At 35.4% G+C, this 16,347-nt stretch carries 15 protein-coding genes; 9 read left to right on the top strand and 6 right to left on the bottom strand.

What is annotated here, in order from left to right; translation table 11 throughout:
- The first annotated feature begins 341 nt into the window (after positions 1-341).
- The 4 genes from B0A80_RS06320 to B0A80_RS06305 all read left to right on the top strand — a co-directional run bounded on the left by B0A80_RS06320 (position 342) and on the right by B0A80_RS06305 (position 2,878).
- Positions 342-1,472 (top strand): Mrp/NBP35 family ATP-binding protein, encoded by a 1,131-nt coding sequence (locus B0A80_RS06320; protein ID WP_017494692.1) that lies wholly within the window; start codon positions 342-344, stop codon positions 1,470-1,472.
- Between the two features lie 89 nt (positions 1,473-1,561).
- Entirely contained in the window at positions 1,562-1,801 is a 240-nt protein-coding gene (locus tag B0A80_RS06315; RefSeq protein ID WP_017494691.1) for a NifU family protein, read from the top strand.
- Between the two features lie 216 nt (positions 1,802-2,017).
- The gene (locus B0A80_RS06310) at positions 2,018-2,500 is read left to right on the top strand and encodes a hypothetical protein (RefSeq protein ID WP_017494690.1); all 483 of its coding nucleotides are present in this window, start codon (positions 2,018-2,020) and stop codon (positions 2,498-2,500) included.
- A 60-nt stretch (positions 2,501-2,560) separates the two neighbouring features.
- Positions 2,561-2,878 carry a 2Fe-2S iron-sulfur cluster-binding family protein gene (locus B0A80_RS06305; protein ID WP_012023404.1) on the top strand — a complete coding sequence of 106 codons (318 nt, stop codon included), beginning with the start codon at positions 2,561-2,563 and terminating at the stop codon, positions 2,876-2,878.
- Positions 2,879-2,975: 97 nt separating this feature from the next.
- Here the strand turns inward: B0A80_RS06305 and B0A80_RS06300 are convergent, their stop codons facing one another.
- The 5 genes from B0A80_RS06300 to B0A80_RS06280 form a co-directional block, all read right to left on the bottom strand.
- Positions 2,976-3,479, bottom strand: a complete 504-nt coding sequence (locus B0A80_RS06300) for an SMI1/KNR4 family protein (RefSeq protein WP_089076952.1) — start codon at positions 3,477-3,479, stop codon at positions 2,976-2,978.
- Between the two features lie 117 nt (positions 3,480-3,596).
- Entirely contained in the window at positions 3,597-4,586 is a 990-nt protein-coding gene (locus B0A80_RS06295) for an aspartate-semialdehyde dehydrogenase (protein WP_017494688.1), read from the bottom strand.
- Positions 4,587-4,716: 130 nt separating this feature from the next.
- Positions 4,717-5,328, bottom strand: a complete 612-nt coding sequence (locus B0A80_RS06290) for a hypothetical protein (RefSeq protein ID WP_089076759.1) — start codon at positions 5,326-5,328, stop codon at positions 4,717-4,719.
- Between the two features lie 84 nt (positions 5,329-5,412).
- Positions 5,413-5,829, bottom strand: a complete 417-nt coding sequence (gene mscL, locus B0A80_RS06285; protein ID WP_017494687.1) for a large conductance mechanosensitive channel protein MscL — start codon at positions 5,827-5,829, stop codon at positions 5,413-5,415.
- Between the two features lie 69 nt (positions 5,830-5,898).
- The gene (locus B0A80_RS06280; RefSeq protein ID WP_089076951.1) at positions 5,899-8,370 is read right to left on the bottom strand and encodes a bifunctional UDP-N-acetylmuramoyl-tripeptide:D-alanyl-D-alanine ligase/alanine racemase; all 2,472 of its coding nucleotides are present in this window, start codon (positions 8,368-8,370) and stop codon (positions 5,899-5,901) included.
- A gap of 203 nt (positions 8,371-8,573) precedes the next feature.
- Between B0A80_RS06280 and B0A80_RS06275 the strand changes: the two genes are divergently transcribed.
- Positions 8,574-9,179 carry a hypothetical protein gene (locus tag B0A80_RS06275; protein ID WP_026109783.1) on the top strand — a complete coding sequence of 202 codons (606 nt, stop codon included), beginning with the start codon at positions 8,574-8,576 and terminating at the stop codon, positions 9,177-9,179.
- Here B0A80_RS06275 and B0A80_RS06270 read toward each other — a convergent pair.
- Positions 9,174-9,887, bottom strand: a complete 714-nt coding sequence (locus B0A80_RS06270; protein WP_089076950.1) for a porin family protein — start codon at positions 9,885-9,887, stop codon at positions 9,174-9,176. The genes B0A80_RS06275 and B0A80_RS06270 overlap by 6 nt on opposite strands.
- A 221-nt stretch (positions 9,888-10,108) precedes the next feature.
- Between B0A80_RS06270 and B0A80_RS06265 the strand changes: the two genes are divergently transcribed.
- From B0A80_RS06265 to B0A80_RS06250, 4 genes are all read left to right on the top strand, one after another.
- The gene (locus tag B0A80_RS06265) at positions 10,109-10,462 is read left to right on the top strand and encodes a hypothetical protein (protein ID WP_089076758.1); all 354 of its coding nucleotides are present in this window, start codon (positions 10,109-10,111) and stop codon (positions 10,460-10,462) included.
- Positions 10,463-10,620: 158 nt separating this feature from the next.
- The gene (locus B0A80_RS06260) at positions 10,621-12,828 is read left to right on the top strand and encodes a TonB-dependent receptor (RefSeq protein ID WP_017494682.1); all 2,208 of its coding nucleotides are present in this window, start codon (positions 10,621-10,623) and stop codon (positions 12,826-12,828) included.
- Positions 12,829-12,971: 143 nt separating this feature from the next.
- Positions 12,972-15,080 carry a prolyl oligopeptidase family serine peptidase gene (locus B0A80_RS06255; RefSeq protein ID WP_070906055.1) on the top strand — a complete coding sequence of 703 codons (2,109 nt, stop codon included), beginning with the start codon at positions 12,972-12,974 and terminating at the stop codon, positions 15,078-15,080.
- A 211-nt stretch (positions 15,081-15,291) separates the two neighbouring features.
- Positions 15,292-16,284 (top strand): Gfo/Idh/MocA family protein, encoded by a 993-nt coding sequence (locus B0A80_RS06250; protein ID WP_089076757.1) that lies wholly within the window; start codon positions 15,292-15,294, stop codon positions 16,282-16,284.
- Positions 16,285-16,347: the final 63 nt, after the last annotated feature.

Raw genomic sequence — 16,347 nt, 5'->3', positions numbered from 1 at the left:
TTCTCGTATATTTTTCAGAATATTTGGAAATCGCAAATTTAGGGTACTCAAATATAGCTAAGATTATTGATATTTTAACGATCATATTCTTAAATTTTACCTGTTTACCTGTTATGTTTTCCCCATTTTTTTATTTCTAAATAAAACACAATCTCTCGTTTTTCAGATTACGGAATCAAAAACTAGGTGTAAGAATCATTTTGAGCAATCTCAATATCAATAAATACAATTTAAAAAGGGTTTGAATCCGAACATAATCTGTTATCTTTGCAGTCTGAAATCAGTTTAAATTAACACAATACTTTAAATCGATTTCGATCAATCGAAAATAGTCCATTAAAATGAAATTAGACAGAAAAGAAATTCTTAAAGCTCTAGAAACAATTACTATAGCGGGAGAAGGAAAAAATATGGTTGAAAGCGGCGCTGTTGCCAATGTCATTACTTTTGGTGATGAAGTTGTGGTAGACCTGGTGTTGCATACGCCAGCAATGCACATTAAAAAAAGAGCAGAAGATGATATCAAAAAAACAATCCATGAATTGGTATCTCCAGAAGCAAAAATTAAAGTAAATATTAAAGTAGAAACTCCGGAGAAAAACGAAATTAAAGGTCGTGCTATCCCTGGAATCAAAAATATTATTGCAGTTGCTTCCGGTAAGGGAGGAGTTGGAAAATCGACTGTTACCGCAAATCTTGCTGTAACACTTGCCAAAATGGGCTTTTCAGTTGGTGTTCTTGATGCTGATATCTACGGACCATCGATGCCAATTATGTTTGACGTTGAAAACGAAAAACCGGTTTCGATTACTGTTGACGGAAAATCAAAAATGAAACCTATTGAAAGCTATGAAATCAAAATACTTTCTATCGGCTTCTTTACAGCACCAAGTCAGGCTGTGATCTGGAGAGGTCCAATGGCTGCAAAAGCACTGAATCAAATGATTTTTGATGCCGATTGGGGAGAATTAGATTTTATGTTAATCGATTTACCTCCGGGAACGGGAGATATTCATCTTTCGATCATGCAATCGCTTCCTATTACAGGAGCTGTAGTAGTAAGTACTCCTCAGGCTGTGGCTTTAGCCGATGCTAAAAAAGGAGTAGCGATGTTCATGCAGGACAACATTAATGTACCTGTTTTGGGAATCATAGAAAATATGGCTTATTTTACACCCGAAGAATTACCTGACAATAAATATTATATCTTTGGACAAGAAGGAGCAAAAAATCTTGCCGAAGACTTAAACGTTCCTTTTTTAGGAGAAGTTCCAATTGTACAATCTATTCGTGAAGCTGGTGATTATGGTCGTCCGGCTGCTTTACAAACTGCTTCGGTAATCGAAACCGTTTTTGAAGGAATTACACGAAATGTTGTACAGGAAACTGTAAACAGAAACGATAGTTTACCTGCGACTGAAGCCATAAAAATTACAACTATGGCGGGATGTTCAGCAGTTAAAAAAAATTAATATAATGAGATAATGAGAAAATTAGATAATTAGATAATGCACAAAATTGTCTAATTATCTAATTGACCAATTTTCTAATTGATAAAATTATGACAACAGAAGAATTAACAAGCAACGTATTATTAGCTCTTGATGAAATCAGACCTTTTTTAAATTCTGATGGAGGAGACATTACGCTTATTTCTATAGAAGATGACAAACATGTTAAAGTTCGTCTTGAAGGAGCATGTATCAGCTGTAGTGTAAATCAAATGACGCTAAAAGCGGGAGTTGAGACCACTATAAAAAAATATGCCCCACAAATAGAAACGGTGGTTAATATAATGTAATAAAAACGCGATTTTTCTCAGCAATTCGATTTCTTCGATTTAACAAGAATATTAGCGCTTTATATCGTTTAATTTATAATTTCGCAAAAAAACAGTGCTAAATAAATGGGTTGTTGCATTTTTAGCAAAATATAATACAAATATTTAAGAGTTTTAGTTAAGGAATTGTCACTTATTTAATTAAATTTGTCACATAACCCTTAAATCTTAAATTTTATGAAGAAGTTTTACGCTCTGTTTTTATTATTATTTTGTGTTTCTGTAAATTATGCGCAACAAACCACTCAAACGTTAGTTGTTGACAAAGCCTGGCTAAATGATTCTGAAGAATGGTCGGATTTTAAATACACAGGTCAGATTGTATTTTCGACTAATGCCAACGAAGAAGAAGGAAGCCTAAGAATTGGAAACTATGACTTTCTGTTCGACATTTGTGGAGGAAAAGCAAAGTTTGCCAACAAAGCAACTTATAGTGTTGCACAATTCTCTCACCCGAGAAAAGTATCTGTTACCACAGACAAACAGGGAGTAATGAATTCAACTTATGAAGGAACTTTGGTTTTTCAATCTGATAAAGATTATTATTCTGTAATTGCTATAGTAACGATATTAGAGAAAAACGGAAATACTCTTGGAGTAAAAATGCACCTTAAAGAAGGCAGCAAAAAAGAATACGCATTTAGTATCAAAAACAGTTAATATAATTTAAGGATTTTTTCACGTTATAAAATCCGAACCAGTAAAATTCCACTAATTAAAATGGATGTATTAATAAAGATTAAAGATCGAGAAGGAGTTATACACGAATTACAGGCTCCGACTGATATGGCAATGAACATAATGGAGTTATGCAAAGCATACGAACTTCCTGTTGAAGGAACTTGCGGAGGAATGGCGATGTGTGCCTCTTGTCAGTGTTACGTTCTAAATGATGTTGCATTACCGGAAATGGGAGATGAAGAAGAAGCTATGCTTTCGGAAGCGTTTTATGTTAAATCTAATAGCCGTTTAGGTTGTCAGATCCCTATTACTGAAGAATTAGAAGGCCTGGAATTAGAACTGGCCCCGGAATATTAAATACAAAAAAGCGAGAATTTTACTTCTCGCTTTTTTTATGGTTGTCAATTAACCAGACCCGACAAGTTTTAAAAACCTGTCAGGTTTGCTTATACAATTATTCTGTAATTTCTCCTGGATTAAATGGCTCAAAATTCCTTTCAGAAAATGCTTCTGTCAGGATTCCCGACGAACACAGCCAGGTTATCGTTTCTTCAAGTGTAGTTCCTGCCTTATAGATCATTTCACTATGTCTTGGCAATACAAAGTATTTGTTTTTTAAAAGAACAATCTCATCGCCGTCGTACGTATCCCCTATTCTTACTGAACTCAAAACTTCTTCTTTCGTAAGCACATCTTTTCCTTCATCCCAGAACCAATATTCCGTTATACGATTTCTCCACTCGTCGAGCGTCAGCATTATGGTTTCGGGAAGATAAATTCTCACGTAGGTCCCTCCAAGTATTCCACTTCCGAATTCTGAAACATACGCTTTGTAATCTTCGTCGAAAAGAATGTTTAAGGTTTTCTCACAAGCCAGAATATCTTCTTCATCCGCTACAAACAAATCTGTTTTATGGGTATTGTAATTGGCTATTATTTTATAATTATCGAAATTCATATCATTGATTTTTACAACAGCTAATTTATGATTTTTAAATTTATGCATCAAAAAAACCGCAACTGCATTACTGCAATTACGGCTTTCTCTTTATAACAATTTAATTTAATCTCTAGTTTATACCAAACCTGCCGCGATTAAATACTCAGCGATTTGAATCGTGTTGGTTGCAGCTCCTTTTCTAAGGTTATCAGCAACAATCCATAGGTTTAAAGTATTTGGCTGGCTTTCGTCACGACGAATTCTACCTACAAAAACATCATTTTTACCTTCTGCAAACAATGGCATTGGGTAAGTAAAAGTATCTAAGTTATCCTGAACTACTACTCCATCTGTATGGTGTAAAATTTCACGTACTTCATTTACATCAAAATCATTCGTAAACTCAACGTTTACCGCCTCACTGTGTCCGCCAACAACCGGTACACGAACTGCAGTAGCTGTTACTCTGATCGTATTATCGCCCAGAATTTTTTGAGTTTCACGAACTAATTTCATTTCTTCTTTAGTGTATCCGTTTTCCTCAAAACTGTCGCAATGTGGAATGGCATTTCTGTGAATTGGATACTTATAAGCCAATTCGCCCTGAACTCCGGCGTACTCATTTTCTAACTGTCTTACCGCTTTCACACCCGTTCCGGTGATCGATTGATACGTAGAAACGATAATTCTCTTAATATTGTATTTTCTGTGCAATGGAGCCAAAGTCAACACCATTTGGATAGTGGAACAGTTTGGGTTTGCAATAATTTTATCTTCTTTGGTTAAAGTCGAAGCGTTGATTTCAGGAACCACTAATTTCTTAGTCGGGTCCATTCTCCATGCTGATGAATTGTCAATAACAGTTGTACCTGCTGCAGCAAATTTTGGAGCCCATTCCAGTGAAGTTTCTCCTCCTGCCGAAAAAACAGCAATATCAGCCTTCATATCCACTGCTGTCTGCAGTCCTACCACTTTGTATTTTGTTCCTTTATATTCAATTTCTTTTCCTACTGATTTCTCAGAAGCTACCGGAATTAACTCTGTAACAGGAAAATTTCTTTCTGCTAAAACTTTAAGCATTACTTCGCCAACCATACCAGTGGCACCTACAACTGCTATTCTCATTTTTATATGTTTAGTATGAATTAATTTATTTTATTATGCAAAAGTATACATAATAAAAGTCAAAACAACGTGCTTCACAAAAAATAACAAAATGTTACAAAACAAACAAAGTAAATATTCTGTATTATAACTAACCCAATAAATTTGTTCTTAATTCATCTTTTGCACATCCAACTACAAATTTATCAAAGTGATTTAAAAAGTTGGTTTCCAGAAGCTCCTTTCCTTCTTCCTCTCCAAAATAAAAGGAGAGGCTAATAATTTTTTGAAGGGCTATCAACAAATCACCATCACTGCGTCGATCAAGTGAATATTTGATCTCCGAAATCTTCTTAATTTCATCTATCAAAGGATTCTTCATTTTATAATCAAATTCCAGTATCAATCCTGGGTTATGAAAAAAAATGTCAAAAATCAAACAATACGAAGTTTCTATACTTGGATTACCAAATTCATAATATAATCTAGTAAGTTCAGTAAGGGTTTCAATCAATCCAGTACTTATTATTTCTTCTTCTTTTCCGTCAAAATTATAGGTACTATATAAAATTTCGAGAATAGAATTTAATGCCTTTATATCTTCATTTTTTAAGTTCTGCTTTATCAAATCTATTATTGCTAATGATTCTTTTGTATTAAAGGCATTAATTTCTATTTCAATCTTCTCAATTAGTTCAATAGAATAAACACTACATTCTAGCAATCTCTGAATTTTAGAATTTAAAATTTGAATATCTACCATTTCTTATTTAATTAAATCACTTCCTAATCAACAAAAAAACCGCCCCAATTAAGGAACGGTTTAGTTAGACTTAGTGTAGCGGAATTATTTTTTAAGCAAATCTCTAATTTGCGTAAGTAGCTCTTCTTGAGTTGGTCCGGCAGGTGCTGCCTCGACTACTGTTTCTTTTTTCTTCGCTTTATCTGCAGCTCTTAGTACCACAAATACAAAAAATGATATAATTACAAAGTTAATGATTGCCTGAACCAAATTTCCATAGGTAATTACTGCGGCTCCGGCAGCTTTAGCAGCGGCCAAATTTGGATAACTATTACCATCGAGCGTAACAAATTTTTGAGTAAAATCAATTCCTCCCGTAAGCAAACCAACAACTGGCATAATAATATCGTCTACAGCAGAACCCACTATTTTTCCAAATGCGCCACCAATAACAACTGCTGTTGCTAAACTCAACACATCACCTTTCAGCAAAGAAGCTTTAAAATCTGCAAAAAATCCCATAATCGATTATTTTAGTTTATACTTAATTGATTTTCGAAAATACGTAATTTTATTGACAATTTGTTAAAATTATCTAAAAAACACTCTTTTCACCCGCTGTGATATGCTGGTCATAATTTCATACGGTATTGTTTTTAAAGCAGTTGCCATTTCAATAACCGTTGGACTTTCTCCAAAAACAATTACTGAGTCACCTTCTTTACAATCGATATCGGTGACATCAACCATGAGCATATCCATACAAACACTTCCTAAAATAAATGCTTTTTGATCCTTAATCACCACATACCCTACTTTATTTCCCCACAAACGCGAAATTCCATCTGCATATCCAATAGGTATGGTGGCAACTCTGGTTTGTTTATCTGCCATAAAACGGCGTCCGTAACCAACACTATCTCCCGCCGGAATTGTTCGTACCTGAGAGATAATTGATTTCAGAGTACCTACATTTTCCAGATATTTTTGCTCAGCAGGATCGTTCGAAACTCCATATAAACCAATTCCTAAACGTACCATATTGTATTGCGCGTCGGGAAAATTACTTATTCCGGAAGTATTCAGTATATGACGAATCGGATTAATATCCAGAGCCGTAATCAATTTTAAGGACAAATCTTCAAACAGACGAATCTGGGATCTCACAAAATCAAAATGCTTCACTTCATCACTTGTTGCCAAATGCGACAGCACACTTTTTACTTTTACGGTCGAATTTTCTCTGAGAGTTTCAATCAGTTCCTCCAGTGTATTTTCTTCAAAGCCCAAACGATGCATTCCCGTATCCAGCTTTATGTGAATTGGAAAATCTTTGAGGTTCTTTTCTCTTGCAATTTTCAAAAATGCTTTTAGTCCTTTGATACTATAAATTTCGGGTTCTAAATGATACTGTATAATTGAAGGAAAGCTGGTCGATTCTGGATTCAGCACCATAATTGGTAATTTTATTCCACCATTTTTAAGAGAGATTCCTTCATCGGCAAAAGCCACCCCCAAATAATCTACTTTGTGATGTTCGAGCAGTTTCGCGATTTCAAGTCCACCGTTTCCATAACCAAATGCTTTCACCATCACCATTAGCTTAACGTTAGCCGCTAATTTCGATTTATAGTAATTCAGATTATGGCTAATCGAATTCAGATTGATCTCCAGAATCGTTTCATGCGTTTTTTCTTCGAGTAATGACACAATTTCTTCAAACTGAAACGATCTCGCTCCTTTGATTAAAATGGCTTCATTTTCGAAATTCAGACTCTCTATTTGCGTAATAAATTCAGCTGTATTTGGAAAAGTAATACAGTTTGAGAATTTAGCGGCAAAGGAAGAAATCGTTTCTCCTATTCCTATAACACGGTTTATTTTATTATCGGAAATTAATTGTGCTACTTTGGTGTACAATTCTTCATTTGAAAATCCGCTTTGAAAAATATCCGACAGAATAACTGTTTTTGATGCATTCTTTTTCTGCTGGCTTTCTAAAAAATCCAACGCTATCTTGAGTGACTGAAAGTCTGAACTGTAACTATCGTCAATAATACTGCAATTGTTGATTCCGTTTTTTACCTCCAGACGCATTTGCACGGGGTATAAATTTTGAAATCGATTCTGAATGGTTTCGGCATCGTACTTCATGTAAAGCAAAACCAAGAGACAGGAAATCGCATTTTCTATGGAAGCAGAATCACTGAATGGGATTTCCAAATCAAAAATTTCATTTTTATAACGGGCCTGAATACTGGTCGTTTCATCCTCATTAATACGTTTCACGACAAAAACATCTGCCGACTCATCAGTAAAACTCCAAGAAAAAAGTACTCGTTCCGGTAAAAAATAGTCCAGACTTAACTTTGCAAGACATTCGTCTACAAGCTTGTTGTTCTGATAAATAATGACTGTTGAATTTTTAAAAAGCAATGACTTTTCGTCTATTTTCTCTTCCAGATTTTTAAACCCTTCATCATGTGCCGAACCGATACTGGTTAAAACTCCAATATTAGGTTTAATGATTCTTTCGAGTTTCACCATCTCATTAACCGTAGATATTCCGGCTTCGAAAATTCCCAGATTATGTTTTTCATTAATGGCAATTACAGATAACGGAACGCCAACCTGAGAGTTATAACTCTTAGGGCTTCGGATAATATTATAGTCCGGACTCAACAAGAAATTAAGCCATTCCTTTACTATCGTTTTACCATTACTTCCGGTCAATCCGATAATAGGAAAATGAAATAAATCTCTGTAATAACCTGCAAATTCCTGCAAAGCCTGTAATGTATTTTTGACCACCAAAAAACTGGCTTTTCCTTTTACATCTTCAGGAATATGCTGTACTACAAAATTCTGGACTCCTTTTTCTATCAATTCTGCAATATACAAATGAGCATCATTATTAATCCCCGAAAGGGCAATAAACAAAGTTTTCGAACCGTTTTGTAGAGAACGGCTGTCGATCGAAATATGGTCAACAAAAACATCGGAATCTGAACCTGTCCATTCGGCATTGAGAACCGGGATAAGGCTTTTTATATTTATGCTCATTAAGATTTTCTTTTTGTCAAATTTAAAAAAAGGTTTACCATGAATTTCACAAATTTTCACTAATTCTTTGTGGCACTTTTTGCCACAGATTACTAAAAAGTTTGCCGCGAATTGCACGAATTTTAACTCTTGCTAATTCACACGATTCGTAGCAAAAAAACAATATTTGTTTATATTTGCTTAACACCACTAAATACAACGTTTTGAAAAGAATCCTGCCTATATTCTCCTATATCTTTCATCCGATTTTTATATCGATGTACGCCACCTTATTTTATCTTTTCTTCAAACACGATCTCTTTAGTACTCAGGAAAAATATTATGTGCTGCTTCAAATTCTCATCATCACCATTTTAGTACCCATATTATTTTATCTTTTACTACGTTCGACGGGGCGTGTGAATTCTATTATGATTCACGAAACTTCACAACGCAAAATCCCTCTGATTTTACAGTGCTTTTTGTATATTTTACTGGTAAAACGAAGCATCGTCATTAGCCGTTATCCTGAATTGCATTTCTTTTTTCTGGGCGCTTTGTTCAGTACCATTCTGGCTCTGATTTGCTCGCTGTTCAAAATAAAAGCAAGCTTACACATGATGGCCCTTAGCGGATTCACCATTTTTGTGATTGGGCTGAACACACATCTTCAATTGCAAAATCCTTACTGGAGTGCTTTCCTGATTTTAATGACGGGAATTGTCGCTTCATCACGCTTAGAAATGGAAGCCCATTCACCTAATGAGTTAGTAATCGGAACTTTTATTGGAATTTTACCGCAGTTATTGTTTCTGAATTTGTGGCTATAAAATGTAGAAAATCAATCCCGCATTCAGCGTTCTTACATTAATGTTTTGTCCTGAAACCGTTGTTACATTTTTAAACAAAGGATTTAGTCCATAATTAAGGTAAAGATTCCAGGTGTTATAACCAACGGCCATGTATACACTGTACTGAAGTCTGTTTATATCAGAATTGTTCGAAATTTTATGAGACTCTTCTCCGGTGTCTAAAAGAGACTTATTAGAAAAAACATAGCTTAGTTTAAATCCTCCATAAATCCTCCAGAATCTATAACTTTCGTAGGTCGAATTTCTCCAACGAAATTCTATCGGAAGATCAACCATATACTGTTTGTATCGGTTTGATTTGATGTCATTGTAATCGGTTACTTCATAAGTCAACTTACCGTCTGCATCTTTAGCAATCGTCAGGTTCTGGTTATAATTTTGATAACTCAAACCCAAACCCGTTGCAATGGCAACCGTTCTGCTTTTATTGATTGGCATATCACGCAGAAAACCGGCAGAAAGTCCGACAGAGAATTTATTTTGTTTAAGTCCTTGTGGAACCTGGGTCAGAAGATTATAGGTAACCGAAAAATAAAACTGATCTTCCCGATACAATGAATCTATTTTAACAACAGGCTTCACTTCCGGTTTGACCTCCGGCTTTACTTCCTGGGCAAAAGAATTAAAAAACGATACTAAAAACAAACAGCTAAATAGTAGTCGCATATCGTATTTTGGTTTTAAAGAGTTTTTCAAGTAAACGTTTTTTAGGGTAGTTTTATTTCAATTACAAATATAATATAATGCCAGTTCAGGATACCATTTGAATGTAATTATTCGCTTTTCGATCCAAAAAAAATGTCTTTTCTAAACTTTTTTCAATGAATCGCTAACAGAATCTAAAAAATAAATCTATTTTTCTTCTATCTTTTATACCTTTGTGTGTAATGAAAAGAAAACAACTCATATTAAGTGTTTCTTTGGTTCTGATGATATTGTTCTCAATATTCTTTCAGTCCATACACAGTTATGAGCATATTGTAAAGCAGCTTTCAGAAAAACAATGCCACCACGACTACAATGATCCAAGTGGCGAAATAACGCACCAGCACCATAATTATGACTTATGTTATGTTTGTCATTTTGCTTTTGGCAGTTATATTGTTCCGGAAGAAATTGCGCTTCAGTTTCACCATTTCGATAACGAAATTCCGTACTTCTTTACTCTTTCAGAAAGATTATTTTCGTTTTCAGAGAGTGCCTATTTACTAAGGGGGCCTCCGCAAGCTATAGTTGCCTAAATTTCGTAATACACGAAATAAATTTAAACTCTTTTTAATCTAATTCTAAAAAATTGGTGAATTTCCCCATCCTGAAACTTTCAGGTTCGGCAGGTTGTACCGTTGATTTTAGTTTCAGATTGCAAGACAAATTCAATTAACTATAGCATCATTTTCAAATGAAAAAACTAATATTGGCCCTTATTTTAGGGTTTACGGGCATTCTTTCTGCTCAAAATTCGGTATCGGGAACTGTTATCGATCTTCAAAACAAACCCTTAGCCGGCGTATCTGTTTATGCAGCTGAACTACACAAAGGAACAACAACAGATGAAAACGGAAAATACGATTTTAAGAATCTTCCAAACGGTAGTTTCCGACTTTCTTTTACACTTATTGGTTATACTACACAAAGCAAGACCATTTCTAAACTATTAAAAGAAAACACTCTAGACATTACACTTACGGAATCTGTTTTTGAAATGGATGAAGTTGTGGTTTCAACTCCTTTCAACAAATTGCAATCGCAAAACGTAATGAAAGTAGAACATGAAAGCATTAAAACATTACAACAAAAAGGAACTTCAACTTTAATCGAAGGTCTGGCAACTATTCCGGGAGTTTCTCAAATTTCTACGGGAACTTCTATTGGAAAACCGGTTATTAGAGGTTTAAGCGGAAATCGTGTTTTAGTGTACTCGCAAGGAGTTCGTATCGAAAATCAACAATTTGGAGACGAACATGGCCTGGGACTTAATGATGCCGGAATAGAAAGTGTCGAAGTAATCAAAGGGCCTGCTTCTTTATTATACGGATCTGATGCTTTAGGTGGTGTTTTGTATTTTAATCCTGAAAAATTTGCCGACGCAAATACCTTCAAGGCTAATTTTAGTCAAAAATACTTCACCAATACACAGGGAAGTAACTCTTCTATTGGCTTAAAAACTTCAACAGACAACTGGAAATTCTTAGCCAGAGGAAGCTTCAACACTCATTCTGATTATAAAATTGCCGACGGTGATCGTGTGACCAATACCCGCTATAATGAAACCGATTTTAAAACCGGAGTTGGATACAGCAACTCTAGTTTCTCAAGTGTTTTACGTTACAATTACAACAAGCTCGACATTGGTATTCCCGAAGAAGGAATCGCAGAGCAGTCATCAAGCAAAAACACATTGTTCCCAAGACAAGGAATCTTCAACCATTTATTGAGTTTGAACAATGTGATCTTTTTTCAAAACTCTAAACTGGATGTTGATTTAGGCTACATTGCGAATGACAGAAGTGAATTCGAAGACAGTAATGTTGCTGCACTTCATATGAAACTGAATACTTTTAATTACAATGCCAAATATCATTTTCCAAAATTCGGTAAAATTGAAACGATTGTTGGTGTTCAGGGAATGCATCAGACTAATAAAAATTCCGGGGAAGAATATTTAATTCCGAATGCGACTACAAATGACTTTGGTGCTTTTGGAACTGCAAATTACGAATGGAATAATAATGTTTTACAAGCCGGATTACGTTTTGACAATCGAAAAGTAACTTCTGAAGCTCACGGTACCGAAGGTGAAGAAGGCTATTTTCTGCCTTTAGACCGTTCCTTTGATAGTTTTAATGCTTCTTTGGGATATAAAACCAAACTTGCAGAACCTTTAACACTGAGACTGAATGTAGCAACAGGTTTCAGAGCACCAAACTTAGCCGAGCTTACGTCAAACGGGGTTCACGAAGGAACGAACCGTTATGAAGTTGGAAATTCTAATTTAAAAAACGAGCAAAACGTTCAAACCGATTTAAACTTAGAATATAAAAACACACACTTTGAGTTTTTCATCAACGGATTTTACAATCATGTGAACAACTACATTTACACTTCACCAACAGGCGAAGTACGTGATAACAACGATGTTTTTGCTTATGTTCAGAATGACGCCAAATTATACGGAGGTGAAGCAGGTTTACACTTTCACCCTCATCCGCTGGACTGGCTGCATTTTGAAACCAGTTTTGAAACGGTAACCGGTAAAAAACAAAACAATGATTACCTGCCTTTAATTCCTGCTAATAACTGGAATAATACTTTACGAACTGAATTCAAAATCAAAAATTGGTTTGAAGAAGGTTATGCTTCTCTAAATGTTTCTTCTACTTTTAGCCAAAATAATGTAAGCGGTTTTGAAACTGCTTCAAAAGGATATACTTTAGTGAATTTAGGTTTTGGTGGAACAGTAAAACTAGGCAAACATGCTTTTGATGTTAACCTAAACGGAAACAATTTATTGGATAAAAAATATATTGCTCACCTGTCAAGATTAAAAACGGACGGTATACCAAACATAGGACGAAATATTGTCCTTGGAGTTAACTTCAATCTGTAACATTTTTAAACCATATACGACATATAGCTAAGATTAGTTAATACCTGACTAAGCAAGCTTGTACGCCTTATATGGTTTAACTTTTTATCATTATTATTTCACAACAAAAATGCTATTTTTGCTACAATCGTTAAACAAAAATTATGAAAAAAACATTTCTTCTAATGGCAATCACAACTGCAGGAATTTCGTTCGGGCAAGGCAAAATTCAGTATCCCCAAACTAAAAAAGGCGAAACGGTTGATGTGTATTTTGACACTAAAGTAAACGACCCGTATCGTTGGCTTGAAGACGATAAGTCGGCTGAAACTGGAGCCTGGGTAAAGGCTCAAAATGAGGTAACTTATGGTTATTTAGACAAAATTCCATTCCGCAATGAACTTAAAAAGCGCATGGAAAAACTATGGAACTATGAAAAAATCAGTGCTCCGTTTGTAGAAGGAAAATTCACTTACTATTCTAAAAACAACGGACTTCAGAATCAATCTGTAGTTTATAGAAAAGGAAAAGACGGTAAAGAAGAGGTTTTCTTAGATCCGAATACTTTTTCTAAAGACGGTACCACTTCTCTTGGAGGATTAAACTTCTCGAAAGACGGATCAAAAGCAGCTTATGCTATTTCTGAAGGAGGAAGCGACTGGAGAAAAGTAATCATTATTGATGCTATCACTAAAAAAGTATTGGAAGACACCATCGTTGATGTAAAATTCAGCGGGGTTTCATGGCATGGAAATACCGGTTTTTATTACTCCAGTTATGATAAGCCAAAAGGAAGTGAACTATCTGCAAAAACCGATCAGCATAAATTGTATTTCCACAAACTGGGAACTTCTCAAAAAGAAGACAAAGTGATTTACGGAGCTGATCAAAAACGCAGATATATTGGCGGATATGTTACAGAAGACGACAAATATCTGGTAATTTCTGCAGCCAATTCTACTTACGGAAATGAGTTGTTCATCAAAGATTTAACGAAACCTAATAGTCCGATTGTAACGATTGTAGACAATTTCAACAGCAGCAATCAGATTATCGAGAATGAAGGAACTAAATTATTTATCGATACAGACTTAAATGCACCAAACTCACGTGTAGTTACTGTTGATATCAGCAATCCAAAACCGGAAAACTGGAAAGATTTTATCAAAGAAACTAAGGACATCCTATCCCCTACAACCGGTGGTGGATTCTTCTTTGCCAATTATACCAAAGATGCAGTTTCATTTATACAACAATACGATTACAATGGAAAACTAATCCGTGAAATCAAACTTCCTGCAGTAGGTAGCGCCGGTGGATTTGGAGCCAAAAAAGAGGATAAAACATTATACTACAGCTTTACCAATTACACGACTCCCGGAACGATCTATTCATTTGAGCCAAAATCAGGTAAATCTGAAATCTATCAAAAACCAAAAGTTGATTTTAAAAGTGAAGATTACGAATCCAAGCAAGTGTTCTATACTTCAAAAGACGGAACAAAAATTCCGATGATCATCACATATAAAAAAGGATTAAAATTAGACGGTAAAAACCCAACTATTCTTTATGGATACGGTGGATTCAACGTTAGCTTAACTCCTAGTTTCAGTATTGCAAATGCCGTTTGGTTAGAAAACGGAGGCGTTTATGCTGTTGCCAATTTAAGAGGTGGTGGTGAATACGGTAAAAAATGGCACGATGCCGGAACTAAATTGCAAAAACAAAATGTATTTGACGATTTTATAGCGGCTGGCGAATATTTAATTGCACAAAAATATACTTCTTCAGACTTCCTTGCTATTCGCGGAGGTTCTAACGGAGGTTTATTAGTGGGTGCGACTATGACACAGCGTCCTGATTTAATGAAAGTTGCTTTACCAGCTGTTGGTGTAATGGACATGTTACGTTACCATACTTTTACTGCCGGTGCAGGTTGGGCTTATGATTACGGAACAGCACAGGACAACAAAGAAATGTTTGAATACCTAAAAGGATACTCACCGGTACAAAACGTAAAAAAAGACGTTAAGTACCCTGCAACGATGGTAACTACCGGTGATCATGATGACCGTGTGGTTCCTGCGCACAGTTTTAAATTTGCTGCTGAGCTACAAGAGAAACAAACAGGTGAAAATCCGGTATTAATTCGTATTGATGTAAAAGCAGGTCACGGTGCAGGAAAATCTGTTGCCGCAACCATTCAGGAAAATGTAGATGTTCAGGCGTTTACACTTTACAATATGGGAATTAAAGCTTTACCAAAAAAGTAAATCTTTAAACCAAATTTATTTAGCCACGAATTCACGAATTATTTTGTGAGTTCGTGGCTTTATTTTTTTGCCACAGATTAAAAAGATTAATATGATTTTTAATCTGTGAGAATCATATTAATCTGTGGCTAACTTTTATAAATCTGCATGAAAAATAATTCGTGAATTCGTGGCAAACTTTCTAAATTTGAAAAACTAAAAAACTAGAAAAATGAAAATTGTAAAATGGGGAATCATAGGCTGCGGCAATGTAACGGAAGTTAAAAGCGGTCCTGCTTTTCAGAAAGCTTCAAATTCAGCTTTAGTTGCTGTTATGCGCAGGGATGCTGCTCTTGCCGAAGATTACGCTAAACGTCATAATGTTCCGAAATGGTACTCCAACGCCATCGATTTAATTAATGATCCTGAAGTTGATGCCGTTTATATCGCTACGCCTCCATCTTCTCATAAAGAATATACCATTTTATGTGCCAAAGCCGGGAAACCTGTCTACGTAGAGAAACCAATGGCTTTAAATTTTGAAGAATGCAACGAAATGATCAGCGTTTGTAAAGAACACAATGTGCCTTTATTTGTAGCTTATTACAGAAGAAGCCTTCCAAGATTCCTGAAGATAAAAGAACTAATAGAACAAGGTAAAATAGGAACTGTCAGACATGTAAGTTGTGTTTTATATCATCCGTTTGAGAAGCGTTACGACGACGAAATCAATTTACCATGGACGGTTTTACCACACATTTCCGGTGGCGGAATATTTGTCGATTTGGCTTGCCACACCTTAGATTTTCTTGATTTTGTATTTGGCCCGATTAAATCAGTCCGCGGGCATGCGAGTTCACAGCTCAAAGCTTATCCGGCCGAAGATTCGGTTTCGATGTCATTTTTATTCGAAAACGGAATCCACGGAACCGGTTTATGGAATTTTGCCAGTTTTGAGCGTTACGACAATACTGATATTGTAGGCGATAAAGGTAAAATTTCGTTCTCTACATTCGGTAATGACGCAATTCATATTCAATATCCAAATGGTGAAAAAGAAAGCATTACAATCGAAAATCCGCTTCACATTCAATTACCACTTGTTGAAACTGTTGTTGCTGAAATTTTAGGCAAAGACGGTTTCTCACCATCAAAAGGAACCTCTGCTGCCAGCACGACCTGGGTGATTGATGAAGTATTGAAGGAGTTTAGAAATTCAAAATAAGAGACTGGCAATCTTGTTGCACGCAGATTTTTTCTGCTATCCTTGTCATTTCGACTGAAAGGA

This window comes from Flavobacterium tructae, assembly GCF_002217475.1.
Lineage (GTDB): Bacteria > Bacteroidota > Bacteroidia > Flavobacteriales > Flavobacteriaceae > Flavobacterium > Flavobacterium tructae.
Note: the sequence above shows the minus strand (reverse complement) of the source record. Positions and strands in the feature narration are given on the sequence as shown.

Excerpts from the sequence above, each read along its gene's own strand:
- B0A80_RS06280 (WP_089076951.1), bottom strand. The coding sequence starts at position 8,370 with ATGAGCATAAATATAAAAAGCCTTATCCCGGTTCTCAATGCCGAATGG.
- B0A80_RS06320 (WP_017494692.1), top strand. The coding sequence starts at position 342 with ATGAAATTAGACAGAAAAGAAATTCTTAAAGCTCTAGAAACAATTACT.
- B0A80_RS06260 (WP_017494682.1), top strand. The coding sequence starts at position 10,621 with ATGAAAAAACTAATATTGGCCCTTATTTTAGGGTTTACGGGCATTCTT.
- B0A80_RS06310 (WP_017494690.1), top strand. The coding sequence starts at position 2,018 with ATGAAGAAGTTTTACGCTCTGTTTTTATTATTATTTTGTGTTTCTGTA.
- mscL (WP_017494687.1), bottom strand. The coding sequence starts at position 5,829 with ATGGGATTTTTTGCAGATTTTAAAGCTTCTTTGCTGAAAGGTGATGTG.
- B0A80_RS06295 (WP_017494688.1), bottom strand. The coding sequence starts at position 4,586 with ATGAGAATAGCAGTTGTAGGTGCCACTGGTATGGTTGGCGAAGTAATG.
- B0A80_RS06290 (WP_089076759.1), bottom strand. The coding sequence starts at position 5,328 with ATGGTAGATATTCAAATTTTAAATTCTAAAATTCAGAGATTGCTAGAA.
- B0A80_RS06255 (WP_070906055.1), top strand. The coding sequence starts at position 12,972 with ATGAAAAAAACATTTCTTCTAATGGCAATCACAACTGCAGGAATTTCG.
- B0A80_RS06270 (WP_089076950.1), bottom strand. The coding sequence starts at position 9,887 with ATGCGACTACTATTTAGCTGTTTGTTTTTAGTATCGTTTTTTAATTCT.
- B0A80_RS06300 (WP_089076952.1), bottom strand. The coding sequence starts at position 3,479 with ATGAATTTCGATAATTATAAAATAATAGCCAATTACAATACCCATAAA.
- B0A80_RS06265 (WP_089076758.1), top strand. The coding sequence starts at position 10,109 with ATGAAAAGAAAACAACTCATATTAAGTGTTTCTTTGGTTCTGATGATA.
- B0A80_RS06250 (WP_089076757.1), top strand. The coding sequence starts at position 15,292 with ATGAAAATTGTAAAATGGGGAATCATAGGCTGCGGCAATGTAACGGAA.
- B0A80_RS06305 (WP_012023404.1), top strand. The coding sequence starts at position 2,561 with ATGGATGTATTAATAAAGATTAAAGATCGAGAAGGAGTTATACACGAA.
- B0A80_RS06315 (WP_017494691.1), top strand. The coding sequence starts at position 1,562 with ATGACAACAGAAGAATTAACAAGCAACGTATTATTAGCTCTTGATGAA.